Source organism: Parafrankia discariae (genome assembly GCF_000373365.1).
GTDB lineage: Bacteria > Actinomycetota > Actinomycetes > Frankiales > Frankiaceae > Parafrankia > Parafrankia discariae.
On record NZ_KB891241.1, the window covers coordinates 264080 to 285184 of the forward strand.

Sequence of the window (21105 nt, forward strand, 5' to 3'; positions counted from 1 at the left end):
GAATGCGCTGGTCCGGGCCCCTCGAAGCGGAGCGGCGGCTACCTGGAGGTGGCGAATTGTGGCTGGTTTGCTTGTCCGGTGACCATTCGCGACCTTAAATTCGCTCCGGTCACCGTGATCAGTATTCTCGCAGTGATCGTATGGTTCCGCGTATCGTCTCGCGGGCCTCCGGGGGTCCTCCGTGGCCATCCCGAGCGCAGGCGGGCACCGGTCACCGGTGCCATGTGAGGTGGGCGGCCGTGGACGACGTCATGGGCTACGCCCTGTTGAGCCTGGGTGTCGGGGCGCTGTACGCGCTCGTCGCCACCGGCGTGGTCGTGATCCAGCGCGGGGCCGGCGTGCTGAACATGGCGCAGGGCGCGCTGCTGGCGTGGGCCGCGTACGCGTTCCACGGGGCGCGTGAGGCGTGGGGCCTGCCGGCGGCGCCGGCGGCGGTGCTCGCCGTCGGGTCGACGATGGCCGTCGGCCTGGTGTTCCACCAGCTGGTGCTCCGCCCGATGCGCCAGGCCACCGCCGTGCTGCGGCTGATGGCCACGCTCGGGCTGCTGATCGTCATCCAGTCGCTGCTCACCCTGATGTACGGCGGGGACGTCCGGCGTTCACCCACCGTGCTGCCGACCGGCAAGGTGATCCTGTTCGACACCGCGGTCGGGGTGGACGTCCTGGTGCGGCTCGCCGTGGTGGCCGCGGTCGTGGCCGGGCTGTGGGCGGTGTTCCGGTTCACCGCGCTCGGGCTCGCGGCGACCGCGGTGACCGAGAACCCGCGCGCCGCCGCGTCGCTGGGCTGGTCGCCGGACGCGGTGGCGAGCTGGGCGTGGCTGGCCGGGTCGGCACTGGCGGGGCTGGGCGGTGTGCTGCTCGCGCCGCTGCAGAATCCGTTGTCGGCCGGTGGTCTGATGCTGCTGATCGTCCCGGGGCTGGCGGTGGCGCTGGTCGCCCGGTTCCGGTCGCTGCCGGCGGTGCTGGCCGGGGCGCTGGCGCTGGGTGTCGTGGAGCTGGAGACCCAGGTCCACCTGATCGCGGACCATCCGGCCTGGCGTGGTGTCGACCGGGCCGTCCCGCTGGCGGTGATCGTGTTCTACCTGGCGGTGCGCGGGCGGGGCATCCCCGACCGCGGCCATGTCGCCGAGCGCCATCCGGTGCTCGGCAGCGGCCGGGTGCACTGGCGGGCGCTGGGGATCACGGTGGCCGGCGCGCTTGTCGCCGTGTGGTGGCTGCTGCCGGCGTCCTGGGTGAACGCGCTGAACGCGAACGCCATCTGGGCGACGATCATCCTGTCGGTCGTGGTGCTGGTCGGGTTCACCGGGCAGCTCTCGCTGGCGCAGCTCGCCTTCTCCGGGATCGCGGCCCTGATCGCCGGCCGGCTGGTCGCCACCCGGGGCTGGCCACTGGAGGCGGCTCTCGTGGTGGGCGTCGCCGGGACGGCCGTCGTCGGCGTGCTGTTCGCGCTGCCGGCGCTGCGCACCCGGGGCCTGCAACTGGCCGTCGTGACCCTCGGCCTCGGCGCCGCCGTGGACGCGCTGCTGTTCCAGCGCGGGTACCACTCGCCGGCGGCGAGCCCGCTCAGTGCCCTCTTCGGTGATCTCGGCACGCTGGAGGGGACGGAGGTCGGCGACGCGACCCTGTTCGGGATCAGCCTGGACAAGGTGACCCACCCGCGCGGGTTCGCGACCCTGTCGCTGCTCGCGTTCGTCCTGCTCGGGCTGGCGGTGGCGAACCTGCGGCGGGGGCGCGCGGGGCGGCGGCTGATCGCCGTCCGGACGAACGAGCGGGCCGCGGCGGCGCTGGGCATCAGCGTGGTCGGGGCGAAGCTGTACGCCTTCGCGCTGTCCGCCGCGATCGCCGGCTTCGGGGGAGTGCTGTACGCGTTCTACACCTACGGCGAGCGCGGCAACATCGACTACGGCGGCGGCCTGTTCTCGCCGTTCGCGTCCATTCTGCTGATCGCCTACGCGGTCGTCGGGGGAGTCGGCTGGATCAGCGGTTCCTTCGCCGGCGCGACGATGGCCGCCGAGGCGCTGGCGACGAGGGCCGGGGCCTGGGTGGGCAGCGTCCTCGGCCAGCTCGGGCTGCTGCTCCGCCTGCTCTTCGCCGCGGTCGCCGGTTCGCTGGGCCTCGCGGTCGGCCGCGCCGTCGTGCCGGCACCCGGGCCGGCGGCGGGTGCCGCGGGGCCGGGCGCGCCCGGCCCCGCGGTGCCGTCCGGTGCGGCGGCGGGTGCCGCGGGGCCGTCGGTCGCGGCGCGGGGCGCGTGGCCGCGGCGGGCGGTGCCGTGGGTGGTCACCGCGGCCTTCGCCGGAGCCGCCTTCGCGGCCGGGGGCCGGGTCGTCGACTGGCTGGCCGACCTCGACCGCTACGTCCCGCTGATCGGCGGCCTGGTGCTGGTCACGGTTCTCTCCCGGTCCGGGGGCGGTATGGCGCCGGAGAACGCCCGCACCGCCCGCCGGATCCTGGAGCGCCACTTCCCGAAGGCCGTCGAGCGGCGGATGGCCGCCGACACGGCCCGGGTCGTCCGCCTGCTCGGCCCCGTTCCGGCCCTCGAACCGGTCGCCACCGCACCGGCGGGCCCGGCGGGCCCGCCGGCCGGACCGCCGGTGAGCCCGGCGACAGGCCCAGGGACGGGACCGGCGACGGGACCGATCCGCCGGGTCGGCACGGTCGCCTACCCGGGCCGGCCGGCCACCCTGTCGGTGTGGGGACTGTCGGTGAGCTTCGGGTCGGTGGCCGCGGTCAGCTCGGTCGACCTGCGGGTCGAGCCGGGACGGGTCGTCGGCGTCATCGGTCCGAACGGCGCGGGCAAGACGACGGTGATTGACGCGATCACCGGCTACACCTCGTCGGTGTCGCGGTCCCTGATGCTCGGCGACACCCGGCTCGACCGGCTGCCGGCCCACCTGCGCGCCCGCGCCGGGATCAGCCGGTCGTTCCAGAACCTGGAGCTCTTCGAGGATCTCACGGTCATCGAGAACATCCAGGCCGCCTGTGACCCGCGGGACGCCCGCGCCTACGCCGGTGACCTGGTGCTGCCCCGCTCCCGGCCGCTGCCCGCCGCGGCCGCCGCCGCCGTGGAGGCCTTCGGCCTGCGCGACGACCTGCTCCGCACGGTCTCGGAGCTCTCCTACGGCCGCCGCCGGCTGCTGGCGATCGCCCGCGCGGTGGCGACCTGCCCATCCGTGCTGCTGCTGGACGAGCCGTGCGCGGGACTCGACGAGAACGAGAGCGCCGGGGTGGCCACGTTGCTGCGGCGGCTGGCGGACAACTGGGGGCTGGGGATCCTGCTCAACGAGCATGACATGGACGTGGTGATGCGGATCTGCGACCAGGTGGTCGTCCTCGACGGCGGCGAGGTGATCGCGCAGGGCACCCCGGGCCAGGTCCGGGTCGACCCACGGGTGCGCCGGGCCTACCTGGGTGACGCCACCGGCACCGGCCGCGTGGCAGCGGCGGGCACGGCCGGCTCGACCGGCTCGGCCGGCCGGTGAGCCCGAACCCGCCGGTCCGCGGTGTCCCGCGGCCCCGGACGGGGCCCGTCGCGCCGGTGCTCAGCGCGCGCGGGCTGTCGGCCGGCTACGGCGAGGGCGGCCCGGTGGTCCGGGGGCTCGACCTGGACCTGCGGTCGGGGGAGGTGGTCACCCTGCTCGGGCCGAACGGCGCCGGCAAGACGACGACGCTGCTCGCGCTGAGCGGGGCGTTGCCGCCCAGCGGCGGCACCGTCTCGTGGAACGGCCGGGTGACGACCGCCCCGCTGCACCAGCGGGCCCGGGCCGGCCTGGCCTTCGTCCCCGAGGACCGGTCCGTGATCATGGACCTGACCGTGCGGGAGAACCTGCGGCTCGGCCGCGCCGACACCGAGGTCGCCCTGGAGACGTTCCCCGAGCTCGCCGGGCATCTCGACCGGCGGGCGGGGCTGCTCTCCGGCGGCCAGCAGCAGATGGTCGCGCTCGCCCGGGCGCTCGCCCGCCGGCCGGCGGCGCTGCTCGCCGACGAGCTCTCGCTCGGTCTCGCACCCCAGCTGGTCGAACGGCTGCTCGGTGCCGTCCGGGCCGCGGCCGACGGCGGCCTCGCCGTGCTGCTCGTCGAGCAGCACGTGCGCAGCGCGCTGGCGGTGGCCGACCGGGTGATCGTCCTGCGGCACGGCCAGGTCGCGTGGGCGGGCCCGGCGGCGGGGGTGCGGGCCGATCCCGACCTGCTCCTGGGCGCGTACCTCCCCCTGGCCTGACACCGCCGGCCCGGCGACGTCAGGCCGCGCCGCGGTTCAGGAGGCGCCGCGGGCCAGCAGGTCGAGCGCCGGGTACGTCTCCGGCCCGAGCGGGACGAAGGTGTGCGTGGCGCTGTCCCAGCGGGCACCGCGCATCGTCGTGTTGAAGACGCGCTGCACGCCCGGGATGGGGTTGGGCGTGGTGAAGTCCAGCGGCGGGATCACGCCGAGGTCGAGCCCCCTGGTCGCGCGGAGCTGCTCGAGCAGGCTCTTCGCCGTCAGGTCGTCCGAGACGGCGTTGCCGACCTTCTCGGCGATCTGGACGGACAGCCACGCCCCGGTGGTCTCCGTGGAGTCCCGGAGCTCGGCGCGCGCGTCGGCGTCGCCCCCGGCCGCCTCGGCGTCCAGCTCGGAGAGCATCCGCTTGAGCTCGGGGAACTCGGCGGCCTGGCTGAGCTCGGGGAACGCGCTGGCGACGACGAGGTTGTCGGCGGCCGGCCCGAGTGTGGCGAGGTACTCCTTGGAGAGGGTGCCGGCCGCGTGGCAGGTACGCAGGTTCGGGTCCCCGCCGCCGATCACCGCGTAGGCGGCCTGGTCGAACACCACCAGGACGGCGCCGTCCGCGCCCGCCCTGCTCAGCTGCGAGACGGTCGGGGTGAGGTCGCTGCTGGTGATCGGGATGCGCAGCTCGGGGTCGATCGGCGTCCCGGCCGCGCGCCCGCCGGCCTGGGCCATCGTGATCAGGCGGTCACTCGCGCTCAGGTCGTAGCCGACCAGCCCGACCTTGGACGCTCCCGCCTTGCGCAGCAGCGACGGGCAGACCGCCGGGTAGAACGTGAGCGGGCTGACGACGAAGCTGACGTCCGAGCTGAGTTCCGAACCGTCGGCGGCGATCCCGGCCGACCCGATCGCCGGGATGCCGGCCTCCTCGAGGATCGGCATGATCCCGCCCGAGCCGTTGACGGTGGAGACCACGGCCAGGACGTGCTCGTCCACCGCCCGCTGGGCGCATTCCTTCGCCGCGGTGGCGTCGTTCTTCTCGTTGCAGTGCAGGATCTCCACCGGATGGCCCTTGATGCCGCCGCGTTCGTTCACGCCGCGGGCGGCGGCCCGGACCGCCGCCACCATCTCGGGGTGGTTGGCGCCGGTGGTGCCGACGGGCGCGATGATCATCAGCTTGACCGGGTCGCCGGAACCGGTGGCCGGGCCACCGCCCTGCTCGCCGCCGTCGCCGCCGCACGCGGCGAGCGCCAGCGCGGCCCCGGCGCAGGCGGCCCCGAGCCGCAGACCCAGACGTCGTCTCACCGGTTCGTCCCTCCTGAATGCTCCTGGCGTGCCGGTGGCGCGGCGGGGTCGTTCACCCGCACGGCGCCACAGGCCTCGCCACGGTAGACCCGTCCGTACGCGATCCCTACGGCAGGGTGAGCCGGGAATCTCCCAGTGTGTCTCCCGGGTGACGCTACGAAGCGTCGCGGGACCTGGCGCCAACGGGCCGTGGCGAGACCGCGCACACTCGCCCTGACCAGGCCGGACGCGGTGCCCGAAGGTCAGGGCGCGGGTGCCGGAAGGTGTCGTCGGGCGGCGCCGTTCAGATCATCCGGGACGTCGCCTCATCCGGGACGCCCCCCGGAGCACGGTCAGATCACCTGGGACCACGCGTAGGCGAAGCCCATGATGTGGTCGGTCAGTGTCTCCAGGTGGCTCGCCGTCCGATTGTCGAGCACCTCGCCGTCCGGCCCGAAGGGCGGCGTCGAGGTGTCGATCGAGACGCCGAGCGGGGTCGGCCAGCCGCGTAGCGCGTGCACGGACGAGCGCAGCGTCGCGAGCGCGGTGCCGGCGGTCTGCGGGCCGTCCGCGCAGACGATCAGCCCGACCGCGCGGCCGTCGAGGTAGGGGCGGGGCGCGTCCCGCAGATCCTCCAGGTAGTCCAGGGCGTTCTTGACCAGGCCCGACATGCCACCGTGGTAGCCCGGTGTGGCGATGACGAGCCCGTCCGCCCGGGCGACCTCGCTGATCAGCCGCCGGGCCGCCGGCGTCCGCTCACGCCGGTCCGGGACGTACATCGGCAGGTCCAGGTCGGCCGAGCCGAGCAGGACGGTCTCCGCTCCCGCGCCGGCCATCGTCCGCAGGACGGTGTCCAGCGCGCGCAGCGTCGTCGAGTCCGGCCGGGTCGTCCCTCCGATGCCGACGATGGTCGGGCGGCGCCTCCGCTCGTGCCGGGCGGCCGGGCCCGTGAACCCGCTCAGCCCGCTGAGCGCGTCGAGGCCGCCCAGCGGGTCACCCCCCGACCGAGCGGGTAGCTCCTGACCGGGGCGTACCCGGCGCCGGGCCAGCAGGCCCTCGGAGTTGTGTCCCTCGCCGTTCGTCGCGAACGCGCCGTGCAGGTCGTCCATCGACCCCTCCTCGCCAGACCTCGTGCGGTTCCCCTGTGGGCCGCCCACGGCGCGGCGCCGGTCCGCGACCGGCCACCGCCCGCGACCGGGCCCCCGCCGAGGCCCGGGCGCCGGGCGCCGGACATCGGTCGGATGTGTTGCATGACTTCTCATCTCATTACCGCAAAGACCAGGTCGGATGCGACGGATAGTGGCCGATCGGCGTGTCACGGGTGGTCGGTGTGTCAGGAGTGGTCGGGGCTGCGCCGCAGCGTGGCGGGCAGCGCGACCGCGCCCGGGCCGAACGCGGCGACCCGGTCGTCCGGGTTGGACATGTGGCAGTGCTGCAGGGACAGACAGCCGCAGCCGATGCAGGAGTCGAGACCGTCACGCAGCCGTTCCAGCGCCTCGATCCGCTCGTCGAGGCGGGTGCGCCAGTCGCGGGAGATCGCCGTCCAGTCCGCGCGGGTCGGGGTCCGCTCGTCGGGCAGCCGGCGCAGCGCCGCGCGGACCTCCTCCAGGCTCAGACCGATGTTGCGCGCGGCCCGGATGAACGCCAGCCGGCGCAGCACGTGGCGGGCGTAGCGCCGCTGGCCGCCGCTGGTCCGGCTCGCCGTGAGCAGGCCCTCCCGCTCGTAGAAGCGCAGCGCCGACGGGGTGAACCCGCTGCGGTGCACGACCTCGCCGAGAGTCAGAAGATCCGTGGAGCGCATCGCCCGACGGTACTACCTGAACCTGAAGTCAGGTAAAGCTAATGTGGGCGGCTCACCGACGGAACGGGCCGGACACCTCAAAAGCCATCCCGGCCCGGCTGCGGCCGTCCCTCCCCCGCTGGGAGGAGAAGTACAGCCGGCGTCCGTCGGGGCTGAAGGCCGGGCCGGTGATCTCGGAGTCGAGGTGGTCCGGCAGGTGCAGGAAGCGGGAGAGGGTGCCGTCGCCTGTGATCATGTGCAGCGCCGGACAGGGTGGCCGCTCCGGCGCTCGCGAGCGCCAGGCGCAGCACGGCACGGCGGTCCACGGTTGTCGCCACCTCGTGGCGGTCAGCCACTCGACCTTGAAGTGATAGCTCCAATACTGAGCGTAGTGAGAGATGTGATGACGGGTCGTTTGCCGGCGGCGGTGACGCATGTCTCTGGCACCGGAGGCGCCGGTAGGGCGTTGATACGGTTCGTCGGTGCTGGTCTCGGTTTTCCCGTCCGATGACGTTCCTGGTCCGGACGATCAGTCCGGGCCGGCTGGCGAGGACGACTGGCGCGGTGCGGCGCACCCGTCGGGCAACCCGGCCGCGGCCGGGTTGCCCGCCGCCGCGCCGCCGGCGAACGGGCCCGCGGCGCACCGGCGGCACGACCCGCTGGGCGATCGCTGGGTCATCGTCTCGGCGGGCCGGGTGTCGCGCCCGTGGCGTGGCGGCCAGGAGGTGGTCGCCAGCGCCGTGGGGACCTACGACCCCGAGTGCCACCTCTGCCCGGGAAACGTGCGCGCCTCCGGCGCGGCCAATCCCGACTACGCCGGCGTGTACGTGTTCGACAACGACTTCCCGGCGCTGCGCCCCGAACCCGCCGGCCCGGCCGGGCCCGTGGAGCCGGCTGGGCCCGTGGAGTCGGCCGGGCCCGCCGACCACGCGGTGCCCGCTGATCCGTCCGGGCTGGGGGCGCGGACGGCGGGGCTGCTGCACGCCGAACCGGGCATCGGCACCTGCCGGGTCGTCTGCTTCGACCCGGGCCATGACCAGTCGCTGGCGAGCCTGGGGCCGGACCGGGTGCGGGCGGTGGTCGACACCTGGGCCGACCAGGAACGTGAGCTCGGCCGGACCTGGAACTGGGTGCAGATCTTCGAGAACCGCGGCGCCGCGATGGGGGCCTCCAGCCCGCACCCGCACGGGCAGATCTGGGCGTCGTCGTTCCTGCCCGACCTCGCCGCCGTCGAGGACCGCACGCAGCGCGACCATCTGCGTTCCAGGGGCACCTCGCTGCTCGTCGACTACGCCGAGCTCGAGGCCGAGCTCGCCGCCGCGGGCCGGCCCGTGGCGGGCCGAGTCACCCCGGGCCGAGTCGCCGACGGCGTGGACGGCGTGGACGGCCCCGGCCGGGCCGCGAACCGGGTGGTCGTGGCGAACGACCACTGGCTCGTCGTCGTCCCCTACTGGGCGTTCTGGCCGTTCGAGACGCTGGTGCTCCCGCGTCGCCCGGTCGGTCTGCTCCAGCACCTGACCGACGCCGAACGGGACGCGCTGGCGCAGGCGCTGCGCTCCCTGCTCGGCTGCTACGACGCGTTGTTCGACTCGCCCTTCCCCTATTCGATGGGCTGGCACGCGGCGCCGGGCGTGCGACCGGATCCCGCCGCGCCAGTGCCCGCGCACTGGCAGCTGCACGCCCACTTCCACCCGCCGCTGCTGCGGTCACCGACCGTCCGCAAGCACCTGGTGGGCTACGAGATGTTCGCGGGCGTGCTGCGTGACATCACCCCGGAGGACGCCGCCGACCGGCTGCGGGCCGCCGGGGCGCGCGCGGAGAGCCGACAGCGGAGCTCACACCAGGGCTGACGGGTCAGCGGGTGCCGGGGAGGGCCGTCGTCCCGGACCACTGCTCGGAGAAGCCCCACAGGGTGCCCGTGGCCCACCACGGCCAGGCGTGCCCGCCGTCCCAGGGGATCCCCACCACCGTCGACGAGCTGGTGACCCGCTCCGACTCCGTGCGGGCGTCCGGGAACGTGACGTGGACGTAGTCCGACCAGCCTCCCCGCCAGGGCACGGTGGTGTCCGCCGTGCCGTGGATGTGCATCATCCGGACACGTGCCTGGTCGCAGGGGACGAGCAGGTGGCCCGCGACGACGCCGGCCGCCGCGAAGACGTCCGGTGCCTCGCAGACCGCGCGGGCCGCCAGCATCCCGCCGTTGGAGTAGCCCCAGACATAGACGCGGCCGCGGTCCACCGGGGTCCGCCGGGCCACGTCGGCCACGAGCTCGCGCAGGTAGGCGATGTCGTCCTGCCCGTTCGTCCCGGCGCAGCAGGTGCCGGCGTTCCAGGCTCCGTCCACGGCGTGCCCGTAGGCGAGCACGAACCCGTGCTCGTCCGCGAACGGGGTGGCCCCGCTGATGTCGCGCATGTCGGCCGCGGTGTGGGCGTAGGCGTGCAACAGCACGACGAGCGGCCTGGGCGGCCCGGAACGGACGGTCGTGTGCAGGTCGTAGCTACGCCCCGATCGGAGCGTGATCTCCCTGGTGTAGGCCGGACCCCCGGTGGCGGCCTCGACCGCGGTCCGGTCGGTGGTTCTGTCGGTGGCCCGGTGCATGGTGGACGCGGTGGCCGGAGACGAGGGCGAGGGCGTGGATGTGGATGTGGCCGTTGTTACCGCGGGAGGTGATCCACCGTCGTACATCAGGGCCACCGGCACGGCGGCCAGCGGAATGCCGACGATCACGAACAGCGCCGCCAGGAGCCTGCCGCCGGCCGTCACCCGCACCCCCAACCCCCGGCCCAGCGCGACCTGAGGCCACCGAAGACAAGAAGAAACGACCCTGCTCACGAGGAGGTGAGATCGGGTGGATCCGGGAGATGTTCGTACGTCGTTGTGATCGACACAGGCTTCTCGCCGGGGGTGTCATCGTAATGGGCGCCGCCGGCCGGTCGTCCCATGGGCGAGGCGGCTGACCGGCCGTGCCCTCCCGCACGCGAGCCGCAACCGGCGGTCGGCTGTCGGTGGGCGGCGGGCCCGGCGGGTGACGGGCGCGCGCGGCGAGGTCAGCCGGGGCGCAGCTGGTCGATCGCCCGGTAGACGCGCTCCTCGGAGACCGGGTACGGCGTGCGCAGCGCCTGGGCGAACAGGCTGACCCGCAGCTCCTCGATCATCCAGCGGATCGCCTGGACCGGTTCGGACCCGGCGCGCGCCGGGCCCACCTCGTCGAGCAGCTCCTGGAAGGCCTCGACGACGTTGCGCACCCGGAGGGTGAGCTGGCGGTCCCGGGCGGCGTCGCCGGGCAGCCGGTCCAGGCGCCGCCGGGCGGCGGTGAGGTAGCGCTCCAGATCGGGCAGGCGCTCGGTACCCGCCTCGGTCACGAAGCCCCGGTGGATCAGCGCGTCGAGCTGGGTGCGCAGGTCGGTCGCGGTCACCAGCAGCGCCGGGCTGCTCAGCGCCCGCACCCCGAGGCTGATCTCGTGGGCGGCGGCGAGCACCCGCTCGGTGCCGCGGACCACCGTCCACGCGGTGTCCGCCAGCTCCGCGCGCACCGTCTCGAGCAGCGTGGCGAAACCCGCCTCGTCCCGGGCGGGCCCGCCGGCGCGGCGCAGCAGCGTGTCCACGGCGGCGGCGACGCAGTCGTCCAACAGGTCGGTGACGTCGCGGTGCGGGTTGTTGCTCAGGGCCAGCTTCGCCGCGTTGGGCAGCCGGCCGATGATCCCCCGGACGGGGGAGGAGACGTTGAGGAGCAGCAGCCGGCGGGTGCCGGCCCACATCGCGCGGTCGGCCTCCGCCCGGTCGTCGAAGACCCGGACCGCGACCGAGCCGCCCTCGTCGACCAGTGCCGGGTGGGCGCGCACGACATGGCCGCCGCGGCTGCGCTCGATCACCGCGGGCAGCGTGCCGACGTCCCAGGTGCGCAGGCCGGCGCGTTCCACGCCGGCGGCCGCGGCCGTGACGACCGCCTTCGTCCGGGGCCGCAGCCGGGCCCGGAGCTCGGCCAGGTCCTTGCCCTCGGCGAGCGTCTTCCCGCCGTCGTCGACGACCCGGAAGGTCATCCGCAGGTGCGGTGGCAGCAGTTCGGCCAGCCGCGGCGGTGACCAGACGCCGGAGGGGAGCGCCGAGCCGCTCATCCGGTGCAGCTCACCGGCGACGGCGTCGGCCAGCGGGCGGTCGTCGACCGGCGGCCCGCCGCCGTCGGCCGGGGAACCGCCGGGGGCCGGGCGGTCAGCGGGGGCCAGGCGGTCCAGGACGGCACGGGCGTAGTTCGGCGCCGGGACGAAACCGCGCCGCACCACCTTGGGCAGCGCCCGGATCAGCGCCGTGACGAGCTCCTCCCGCAGCCCGGGCACCTGCCAGGTGAACGGCTCCGCGCGCAGCGTGCCGAGGACTGGCAGCGGCACCCGCACGGTCACCCCGTCGGCGGCCTCCCCGGGCGTGAACTGGTAGGTGAGGGCCAGCTCGATGCCGTCGGCGACCCAGATGTCCGGGTAGTCCTGCTGGCGGATCGCGCCCGCGCGGTCGTTGACCAGCATTGACGCGGAGAAGTCGAGCAGGTCCGGCTCGGTCCGACGGGTCGCCTTCCACCAGGTGTCGAAATGGCGGCCGGAGACGACGTCGGCGGGGATCCGCCGGTCGTAGAACTCGAACAGCGTCTCGTCGTCGACGACGATGTCGCGGCGGCGGGCCCGGTGCTCCAGCTCCTCCACCCCGGCGAGCAGCTCCCGGTTCGCGTGGAAGAAGGCGTGCCGGGTGTGCCAGTCGCCCTCGACGAGCGCGTGCCGGATGAACAGGTCCCGGCTGACGACCGGGTCGATCCGCCCGTACTGGACCAGCCGGGACGTCACCAGCGGGATCCCGTACAGCGTGACCTTCTCGTAGGCCAGTGCCGCGGCCTGCTTGCGAGACCAGTGCGGCTCGCTGTAGCTGCGCCGCAGCAGGTGCTCGGCGAGCGGCTCGACCCACTCGGGCTCCACCCGCGCCACCGTGCGCGCCCACAGCCGGGACGTCTCGACCAGCTCGGCCGCGACGACCCAGGTCGGGATGCCCGGTCCGCGTCGCCCGCCCGCCTCCGCCTCCGCTTCCGCCGGCGTCTCCCGGCCCCCGTCGCCGGCTTCGGGCCGGGACGGCCGCCGCCGCGCGAGCCCGGAACCCGGGAAGATCGCGAAACGCGCCCCGCGGGCCCCGAGGTAGTCCTTCTTCTCCGGCTCGTAGCGGCCGAGATGAGAGAGCAGCCCGGTGAGCAGCGCCTGGTGCACCGACCGGGCGTCGGCCGGGCTGTCGTTCGGCTCCAGCCCCAGGTTCCGGGCGATCGCGCGCAGCTGGCCGTGGACGTCCTGCCACTCCCGGATCCGCAGGTAGTTCAGGAACTCGGTGCGGCACATCCGGCGGAACTGGTTGGACGACCGTTCCTCGCGCGCGGTACGCAGATGCCGCCACAGGTTCAGGATCGACAGGAAGTCCGACGTCGGGTCGGTGAACCGGGCATGCCGCTCGTCGGCGGCGGCCCGCTGCTCGACGGGCCGCTCCCGCGGGTCCTGGATGGCCAGCGCGGAGGCGATCACCAGCACCTCGGACAGGCAGCCCAGCTCGCCGGCCGCGAGCACCATCCGGCCCAGCCGGGGATCCACCGGCAGCTGGGCGAGGCTGCGCCCGATCGGGGTCAGCCGCCTGCCGGGCTCGGCGTCCTCGACGAACGCGCCCAGCTCGGTCAGCAGCCGCATGCCGTCGGTGACCTGGCGTGACTCCGGCGGGTCGAGGAACGGGAAGTCCGCCATCTCGCCGAGGCCGAGCGCCTCCATCTGCAGGATCACCGAGGCCAGGTTGGTGCGCAGGATCTCGGGATCGGTGAAGGCGGGCCGGCCGGCGAAGTCCTCCTCCGAGTACAGCCGGACGCAGATGCCGTCGGACGTCCGGCCGCACCGGCCGGCCCGCTGGTTGGCCGAGGCCTGCGAGACCGGCTCGATCGGCAGGCGCTGCACCTTCGTCCGGTGGCTGTACCGGGAGATCCGCGCCAGCCCCGGGTCGATCACGTAGCGGATGCCCGGGACGGTCAGCGACGTCTCCGCGACGTTGGTGGCCAGGACGATCCGGCGTCCGGTGTGCGGGGTGAAGACCCGGTGCTGCTCGGCCGAGGACAGCCGGGCGTAGAGCGGGACGATCTCGGTCAGCGGGAGGTCGCGGCGGGCCAGCGCGTCGGCAGTGTCCCGGATCTCGCGTTCCCCGCTGAGGAACACCAGGATGTCGCCCGGCCCCTCGGTGTACAGCTCGTCCACCGCGTCGCAGATCGCCGAGACCTGGTCGCGTTCGGTGTCGGCGCCCGCGGCCCCGGTCCGTGGGTCGCCACCGGCTCCCCGGCGGGCCTCGTTGCTGCCTCTCCGGCCGTTGCCGCCGGTCCCCCTGCGACCGTCGGCACGTGGCCCGCTCCGTGCCGCGGGAGCGGCACCGGAGTCGGAGTCGGAGTCGTCGTCGGCGCCCGGGCCGGTGTCGACCATGGGGCGGTAACGGGTCTCGACCGGGTAGGTGCGGCCGGAGACCTCGATCACCGGCGCGTCGTGGAAGTGGTGGGCGAACCGGTGCGGGTCGATCGTCGCCGAGGTGATGACCACCTTGAGGTCCGGGCGGCGGGGGAGCAGCCCGTGCAGGTAGCCGAGGATGAAGTCGATGTTGAGGCTGCGCTCGTGCGCCTCGTCGATGATCAGGGTGTCGTACTGGCGGAGCAGCCGGTCGGCGGTCAGCTCGTTGAGCAGGATGCCGTCGGTCATCAGCTTGATCAGCGTGGTCGGCCCGACCCGGTCGGTGAAGCGCATCTGGTAGCCGACCAGGCCGCCCCCGCCGCCCCCGCCGCTGTTCCCACGGCCGGCGTTGTTCCCGGTGTCGCTTCCGTCCGGGCCGGCCTGGGCCCGGTCGCGGCCGGTCTCGGGGATCACGCTGCCGAGCTCCTCGGCGATCCGCTCCGCCACGGTGCGCGCGGCGATCCGCCGCGGCTGGGTGTGCCCGATCATGCCGCGTACGCCCCGGCCCAGCTCCAGGCACAGCTTCGGCAGCTGCGTGGTCTTGCCCGAGCCGGTCTCGCCGGCGATCACCACCACCTGGTTGTCCCGGATGGCGGTCAGGATCTCGTCCCGGCGCTGGCTGACCGGCAGCTCCTCCGGGTAGCCGATCACCGGGACGCTCGCCCGGCGCGTCTCCACCCGCAGGCGCGCGGCCTCGACGTCCGCCGCCAGCCGTGCGATCGAGGAGTCGCGCGCCGCCGGGTCGCGCATCCGGCGGGCCCGGTCGAGGTGCCGGCTCAGGCGGTGGGCGTCGCGTGCCATGAGCTGAGGCAGGCAGGCACGCAGCTCCGCCAGCGGCGGCGGTGCCGGCGGCGGCGTTTCAGCAGGAGAGATCACGGACGGCGTATTCCCGGGTGGTTGTCGGTTCGTGGTACCCCGGTCGAGCTGGGCACGGACCACGCTACGAGCGCGGCCGCACTCCGGCCCGGACCGCGGCGGCCGCCGTCGCGCGGCGAGGCCTTCGAGGCAGCCCCGTCAGGCAGTCTTTCGGGACGGCCCCTCGGGGCAGCATTGTGCCCGCGCCGCCGCGCGCCGGCACCTGGTTTTCTGCAGCACCGGACCGGCCGCCCGCATTCCCGGGGGGCGCCGGCCGGGATCGGTGGGTGCCGAGGTCAGTAGCTCGTGGTCGCCGCCAGCGCGAGCAGCACCAGCGCGCCGACGGCGGCGGTGGTGCGGATCGAGTTGAAGAAGTCCCAGCGGGCCCGCTGGGATTCCCAGTCCGCGGGTGGGGCCTCCGGTCGCCAGGTGGCCATCGCGTTGTTGATCGGGAGGTCGCCCCGCACCGTGACGAGAATGTTGGTGAACACGGCGACGGCTGCGACGGCGGCGATGATCGCGCAGGTGGACGCTCCGTCCACCGCGGCCGCGACGGCCAGCACGACCGTCGACAGCAGACTGCTGATCTGGAGCGGCTTCATCAGCTTCGGGTAGCTGACGTCGAACGCCTGCTTGACCAGCACATACGAAGTCGGGGGCAGGGAGTGCATCGCGGGCCGGACGGCGACCAGGCCGACGGCCATGGTTCCCGCGACGAGCCCGGTCAGGACGAGGGAGATCACGACAAGCGCCGAGACCATGGTTTTCCGGCTCTCCATCCTTTGGGCATGGCTGAATGGGTGCATTCATACCAAGTTGGAGGAGTGCCCGGAAGCCGTTGCCCGAATGAAGGCCGGTTGCTGACGCCCGCCGGAGCGCCGGGGCCGCCGGAGCGCCGCGGCGGCCGGAACGGCGCGGCGGCCGGAGCCGCTCGCGCCGTGGGCGCGAGGTGGCCGGGCGGCCTGGTCCCTCCGAGCCGGGGCCTGCCTCGTGCCGCCGGGCGGCACCGTATGACTGGCTGGCCTCTCCGGCGTTGGGGTGAATCTCGTTGTGGTACGCCCGGCCGACTTCAGAGCTCGGCGATGATTTGGCTGAGAAGCTCGGGCGTGGTGGCCGGCGGCGGGCTGTCCACCGTCAGCCGGTTCATCGCTTCGGCGTAAATGTCCACATCTTCTCTTTTATCCATGTAGACGGCGCCGGTGAGCTGCTCCAGGTAGACCACATCGGGGAGGTCCGACTCCGGAAAACGCAGGATGCTGAAAGCGCCGCCCTCGGCCGCGTGGCCGCCGAAGGCGAACGGCATGATCTGCAGGGTCAGGTTCGGCAGGTCGCACAGGGCGATCAGCTGCTCGAGCTGGCTGCGCATCACCTTGGGGCCGCCGATCGGGCGCCGCAGGGCGGCCTCGTCGACCACCACCCACAGCCGGGGCGCGTTCTCGCGGTGGAGGACCTTCTGCCGGTTCATGCGCACGTTGACCCGACGCTCGATGATCTCCGCGGGTACGCCGATGTTACCCTGCGTGATCACGGCCCTGGCGTACTCCTCCGTCTGGAGAAGCCCGGGGATGAACTGGAGCTCGTAGGTCCGGATGAGCTGCGCCGCCTCCTCCAGCCCGATGTAGGGCTGGAACCAGTTCGGGAGCACGTCGCCGAAGCTGTGCCACCAGCCGGGCCGGTTGGCCTCCCGGACGAGCGAGAGCAGCGGCGCGCGCTCGGCGCTGTCCGTCACCCCGTACAGGGTGAGGAGATCGTCGACGTCGCGTTCCTTGAAGCTCACCCGCCCTAGTTCCATGCGGCTGATCTTCGACTCCGAGGCCCGGATGTGGTAACCGGCGTCCTCGCGGCTTATGCCCTTTTCCTCCCGAAGCCGACGGAGCTGTGAGCCGAGCAGGATCCGACGTACGGTCGGACCGCCACCCAGCTGAGTGGTCGTCACTGTCGGCCCCCTCGCCATAGGTCAATGCAAGAGTACGGCATTCGATCTTCTACCCTCGTTCACCTCGCGCCTTCTCCGCCCCGTTCAACTCAGTCACGTCTCTCGGTGCGAACGAGATACGTATACACGGTTGACGGAGAGCGCTCGCGACCGACTCCCAATTACGGTGGGGTACGGGACCCGGTGCGGCCGTTCCGCATACTGCCCGGTCATTGCATCCCACGCTGGGTATGCATTCCGAGGTCGTGCGGGCGCGGCCGGGTCCGGCGAAGCCCGGTTAGCGGGCGGTAACCCGTGTCAGCCCGGCCGGCCCCTGGGTCGGCTGCCGTTACCCCCCGCCATCGGGCATCCCCCGCGGTGGAACTACCGGAGGAGGTCTGGTAGCGCCTGCTTCCATCCGGATCCCCCTTGACCGGATCAGCCTTGCTCGGTCGCCACTGTGGCAGAAAGACCACGCAGGGTCGAGCAGTTGCCGGCCGTCGGAGTGCACCTCTGATCTCCTCACCGGTGATCCCGTCGCCGGGACCGCGACAGCGCCTGTTGGCGGCGCGGAGCACGCATCATTTCTCCGCTCGCCCACGGTGCTCGCCCACGGTGCCGCCGCGTTCGGTCCGGGATCCGCTTCGGCGGGCCGGAATCGGGCGTCGGGTCGACCGTACAGCGTCCCCGCGGGGCCGCCGGGCGTGATCGGGACCTTCGCCTCGACATGTAGGGCGGTCCGGCGCCGCGGCCCGGAGCCCGGTTCGCGCGCGCCGGGATTCAGGTGGAAACGCTGCTCGGGGCAGGCGCGGGCGGGCTGTCGGCAGGCCGGACGAGTGCCGCCGCGGCCGGAGTCGGACGGGCCGTTCACCACCACCCCCGGCGCCTGCGAGTGGGCACGATCGGGTGATCGTCGCAATGGATCCTTCGGGCGGCCGACTCGGCCGACTCGGCCGACTCGCGCTGGGCGGCTGGACCGGCGTCGACCGGGTCGAGTCGGGCCGGGCTGGCTGAGGACCGGTCGGTCGGGTGCCGATCGGGCGGGCGCCGGGTCGGGGTCGGCAGGGCCGGGGCCAGCCGGGTCCGGCTGGTCTGGCGGGGCCGGGCGCGCCGGGGCGCGGCCGGTGGGCTGTGGGTCCGTGGCGGACTCTCTTCCTTCCGATCTTCTTCGCTGCCGGAGAAAGTCCTACACCACCGAGGATCCCGGGATGATCCGTGCACGTAACGACGACGAAATGTGGATGGAACATGGGATCGACGTTCGGTGGGCGGTATTCCGTAGGGCGTTCCGTGTGTCCTGGTGTGGATGTCGTGTGGCCACATCGTTGGTTGTGAGTGCTGCCCGAAAGGGGTGATCCGTGCCGGTCGAAAGTCGTGTGCACGCGGGCGCAGGTCGGATGCACGTGCACACGCGCGTGCTGTATCGTGAGCCGAAGTCCGTGCAAGCGCACGCGCCGACCCCCGGAGGGAGGTGGGACGAGGCCTCTCATCGGCCGAGGCTTCCCTGTGGCGGAGCGGTTCTGTGGCCGCGGACGAGCCGCGAGCTGCTCGAGCGGAAAGGTGCCCCGACCGCGGTAGCGATCGCCTGGCTCCGGACGAATCTTCAGGAGACCGACCTTGTCCAAGATCTACAGTGGTATGCCTGCCACGGCCCTACAACGGGTTACCTGGCAGAAGAGTCGACGGAGCAATTCGCAGGGCAACTGCGTCGAGATGGCGCGGCTTCCTGGGGACGAGGTGGCCGTTAGAAACTCCAGGCATCCCGACGGGCCCGCGCTGGTTTACACGCGGGCTGAGATTGAGGCGCTGATCCTGGGCGCGAAGGATGGGGATTTCGACAACCTGCTCATCTGAGCGGGGCGGTCTCACGGGGGTCCCCAGCACGTGGCGTTGTGGTCGCCCTCGGGGGTGGTGACCAGGCATCCGTCGGGGTGTCGTACGGCACGTGTGAACTAACGGACAGTGAACTGGTAAACGCACCAAGCGATCTCCAGGCGGCGCACGAACGGGACTCCGCGCCACGCACCACCGGCGCCACGAACCTCCGCCTGGGCGACTAGTGCCCGGCCGCACCATCACCGCTGACGAACGAGGCACCGGGCCCACCGGCGCCGGCCGCTCGATCAGCACCAGGACGAGCTAGACGGATCCCGCTGTAGTCCGTCTCGCTCCGGATCACGACCGGACACCGGCGTCCGGTCATGATCGCAAGGTGAGATGTGTGGCTGGGAGATTCCGCCAGACCGTCTCCGTGACGCCCTGCGCGGGCCGCGGCCCGTCGCCAGGCGCCGACACGGGGGTGGGCGGCACCCCCCCAAGAGCCTCGGCAGCACCTGCCAGGTCGCAGGACGGCCTGTGGACCGCCGGATCCACGCCCGTGCACCCGCAGCACCGAAGCGCCCGACCGCCGACGCGAGACCCGGAAGACCCGCCGCACCACGTACCGATGCGACACCGACCCCCGGGGCTGACGCGAGCGCTGCCATGCCCTGTACGCGCACCGGAGAGCCGAATGACGACCCTGACCATGGATCGGATCTTCACGTCCGGGGATCTCCCGCTCCTGTCCCTCCCACAGGCCGACGGGCTGATCACCTGTAGATGGTTCCACGAGCCTGTCGTGGTGCGGGCACTGGCCGAGGACGGCGGTGACTCCGTCGGCGAGCGGCGGCGTGCACAGGTGGGCTTCGTGATGGTGGAGCCGAGCTGGCTGGCCCGGGCTGCCGCCGAGCGGGTCCGCGGCCCCGGGATCGACGCGGTCGTGATGCATGTGCAGGGTGGGCTGCCCGGCCGCAGCGCGCTGGCCCTCGCGTTCGCTTCCCACCTGCGGTCGATGCTGCTGCGCAGCGGGCGGGAGACCCATGTGGTCACCGCCGGTGTCCGCCCAGACCTGACCGGCCTCGCGGACCTGGTGCGCATTCCGCACCTGGTCACCGTCACCGACGCCACCGGCGCGATCGCCGACACCGTGGTCTGGGAGGTCATGACCGACGTCCAGTTCGACGTGTGGCTCGACGGGGCCCCCCGGCCGGACCAGCACGCGATCGAGGCCCACCTCCCCGGCCTGCTCCGCCTGCGCGGGCTGCACCGGTCCGGTCGGCTCGACCGCCGGCGGGCCGGTGCCCTGCTGGACGTCCTCGAAGGCGGGACGCTGTCGACCCGGCTGATCCACCGCTGCCCCCGGGTCGTGCTGCCACTCGCCGCGGCCGCGGCAGCCTGAGGCCACGCACCGCGAACGGTCTGGCACAGGCGCTCGACCACGTGTGACCATCTCGTCGTCCGCAGACCGTTGCATCACCCGGTGGGGCGGTGCAAACATGTACTAGCTGCCCGGGGATCCCCCCGTACCCCGGGCGGCCTTTTCATGTCACCGGCTTTCGTGTCACCGGCAGGGTCGTGGCAGCCGCCGGCCCGGGCCGACCAGCCGCCGTCCGGCTGGTCCTCCAACGCCCCGCGGAGCCGGTCGGGGATGCTGATCACCAGCGCCGTGGCCGGCTCCGCCCCCGCGAAGCGGATCTCCCGCGCCGCCGCCGCGACGGCCGACTCGATCACCGCCGCCACCCCGCCGCTCATCGCCGGGACGGCGTAGACCACCCGGGGGAACCTGCGCAGCAGGTCGGTGGCGACGTCGATCGCCGCGCTGATCCCGTGGTTGACCCGCTCGACCTGCACGGCGGCGCAGGAGCCGTCGGCGAGCCGGGCGACCCCGTCCGGAACATGCGCGCCGGCCAGCACCGCCGGTTCGTGCTCGTCCCGCCAGTGGCGCGCGCCCACCCACCCCACCACCGGGATGCCGGCCAGCGGCGGCCGGTGTTCCAGCAGCAGCCGGGTACGAGCCACCTCGGCGGTGTGCACGGCGGCGGTCACCGGGCCCGCGGCGCTGTGATCGACCTCGCCGACCAGGCGCGCGCCGTCGTCGGTGAGGCGCACGATCCGGCCCCGGTTGGCGAAAAGCCCCTCCGCCTGGACGAGATCCGCCTGCCTCCAGCGCCGCAGGACCGCCTTCGCCGCGTTCGGGGAGGTCAGCCGCGCCGGGTCGAGCACGATGGCGAGATCCTCCTCGTAGGCCGAGCTCATCTCCAGCAACCAGCTCAGACACCGGAAGTCACGCGCGTTGATGCGGATGCTGCCCTTGTCGGATCGTTCCTTTCTGGTCATCTGGCTCATCTGTGTGCCCTTCCCTGGGCTCCGGATCGGATGCCGCCTCCAGGCCGGCCCGGTCGCCGCGAGGGTCGTCCCGCGGCCGAATCGAGCAAAAAATTTATGTAGAGGATTATTCTCTGGCTGTTCGGCGGCACCCGCGGTGAGGTGGGTCTGACACCGTGCGGGATGTGGGAGGTGGGGTTCCGCCTCCGGGATATTCGCCTCCGGGGCAAAGGCACACGGTGGTATCGGTCGATCCCACGGATGAGGACGCCGATTCCTCATCCGATGTGCCGTCGTCTGCCGGAGGGCCCAATTCTGCCAAGCGGGCGAACGCTGTCAAGTGCTCATCCGGCCCGGGATCGGTATTCGCCCGGTCCGGCCCGCGACTGCTTTCCGTGAACCCGCTCCCGCCCGTACCGGCCGCGGGCCCGCG

Annotated in this window: 14 protein-coding genes; 5 read left to right on the plus strand and 9 right to left on the minus strand. The window is 73.2% G+C overall.

The window, feature by feature from the left end; genetic code table 11:
* The first annotated feature begins 239 nt into the window (after window positions 1-239).
* The gene (locus B056_RS37930; RefSeq protein ID WP_018504693.1) at window positions 240-3479 is read left to right on the plus strand and encodes an ABC transporter permease subunit; all 3240 of its coding nucleotides are present in this window, start codon (window positions 240-242) and stop codon (window positions 3477-3479) included.
* Window positions 3476-4216 carry an ABC transporter ATP-binding protein gene (locus B056_RS0125520; RefSeq protein WP_018504694.1) on the plus strand — a complete coding sequence of 247 codons (741 nt, stop codon included), beginning with the start codon at window positions 3476-3478 and terminating at the stop codon, window positions 4214-4216. The genes B056_RS37930 and B056_RS0125520 overlap by 4 nt, the downstream gene beginning before the upstream one ends.
* A gap of 36 nt (window positions 4217-4252) precedes the next feature.
* Here the strand turns inward: B056_RS0125520 and B056_RS0125525 are convergent, their stop codons facing one another.
* The 4 genes from B056_RS0125525 to B056_RS43075 all read right to left on the minus strand — a co-directional run bounded on the left by B056_RS0125525 (window position 4253) and on the right by B056_RS43075 (window position 7515).
* The gene (locus B056_RS0125525) at window positions 4253-5500 is read right to left on the minus strand and encodes an ABC transporter substrate-binding protein (RefSeq protein ID WP_018504695.1); all 1248 of its coding nucleotides are present in this window, start codon (window positions 5498-5500) and stop codon (window positions 4253-4255) included.
* A 332-nt stretch (window positions 5501-5832) separates the two neighbouring features.
* Window positions 5833-6588 (minus strand): NADPH-dependent FMN reductase, encoded by a 756-nt coding sequence (locus B056_RS0125530; RefSeq protein WP_018504696.1) that lies wholly within the window; start codon window positions 6586-6588, stop codon window positions 5833-5835.
* 224 nt (window positions 6589-6812) lie between these two features.
* Window positions 6813-7280 carry a redox-sensitive transcriptional activator SoxR gene (gene soxR / locus B056_RS0125535; RefSeq protein WP_018504697.1) on the minus strand — a complete coding sequence of 156 codons (468 nt, stop codon included), beginning with the start codon at window positions 7278-7280 and terminating at the stop codon, window positions 6813-6815.
* Window positions 7281-7332: 52 nt separating this feature from the next.
* Entirely contained in the window at window positions 7333-7515 is a 183-nt protein-coding gene (locus B056_RS43075; RefSeq protein ID WP_018504698.1) for a PD40 domain-containing protein, read from the minus strand.
* A gap of 226 nt (window positions 7516-7741) precedes the next feature.
* Here B056_RS43075 and B056_RS0125545 point away from each other — a divergent pair, with 226 nt between their 5' ends.
* A complete protein-coding gene (locus B056_RS0125545) occupies window positions 7742-9109 on the plus strand; it encodes a UDP-glucose--hexose-1-phosphate uridylyltransferase (protein ID WP_018504699.1) in 1368 nt (455 codons plus the stop codon).
* A gap of 4 nt (window positions 9110-9113) precedes the next feature.
* On the opposite strand, the gene B056_RS0125550 is transcribed toward B056_RS0125545, so the two are convergent.
* From B056_RS0125550 to B056_RS0125565, 4 genes are all read right to left on the minus strand, one after another.
* Entirely contained in the window at window positions 9114-10028 is a 915-nt protein-coding gene (locus tag B056_RS0125550; protein ID WP_018504700.1) for an alpha/beta hydrolase family esterase, read from the minus strand.
* A gap of 278 nt (window positions 10029-10306) precedes the next feature.
* Window positions 10307-14557, minus strand: a complete 4251-nt coding sequence (locus tag B056_RS0125555) for a DUF3418 domain-containing protein (RefSeq protein ID WP_018504701.1) — start codon at window positions 14555-14557, stop codon at window positions 10307-10309.
* A 350-nt stretch (window positions 14558-14907) separates the two neighbouring features.
* Window positions 14908-15372, minus strand: coding sequence for an anthrone oxygenase family protein (locus B056_RS0125560; protein ID WP_018504702.1), 465 nt, complete (start codon window positions 15370-15372; stop codon window positions 14908-14910).
* Window positions 15373-15680: 308 nt separating this feature from the next.
* Complete coding sequence (locus B056_RS0125565; RefSeq protein ID WP_018504703.1) at window positions 15681-16547, minus strand: helix-turn-helix domain-containing protein; 867 nt, start codon at window positions 16545-16547, stop codon at window positions 15681-15683.
* A gap of 1596 nt (window positions 16548-18143) precedes the next feature.
* Here B056_RS0125565 and B056_RS0125570 point away from each other — a divergent pair.
* Both B056_RS0125570 and B056_RS0125575 read left to right on the plus strand, forming a co-directional pair.
* Window positions 18144-18380, plus strand: a complete 237-nt coding sequence (locus B056_RS0125570; protein ID WP_026240144.1) for a DUF397 domain-containing protein — start codon at window positions 18144-18146, stop codon at window positions 18378-18380.
* A 658-nt stretch (window positions 18381-19038) separates the two neighbouring features.
* Window positions 19039-19746 carry a hypothetical protein gene (locus B056_RS0125575; protein WP_020572711.1) on the plus strand — a complete coding sequence of 236 codons (708 nt, stop codon included), beginning with the start codon at window positions 19039-19041 and terminating at the stop codon, window positions 19744-19746.
* Window positions 19747-19820: 74 nt separating this feature from the next.
* On the opposite strand, the gene B056_RS0125580 is transcribed toward B056_RS0125575, so the two are convergent.
* A complete protein-coding gene (locus B056_RS0125580; RefSeq protein ID WP_018504707.1) occupies window positions 19821-20684 on the minus strand; it encodes a hypothetical protein in 864 nt (287 codons plus the stop codon).
* Window positions 20685-21105: the final 421 nt, after the last annotated feature.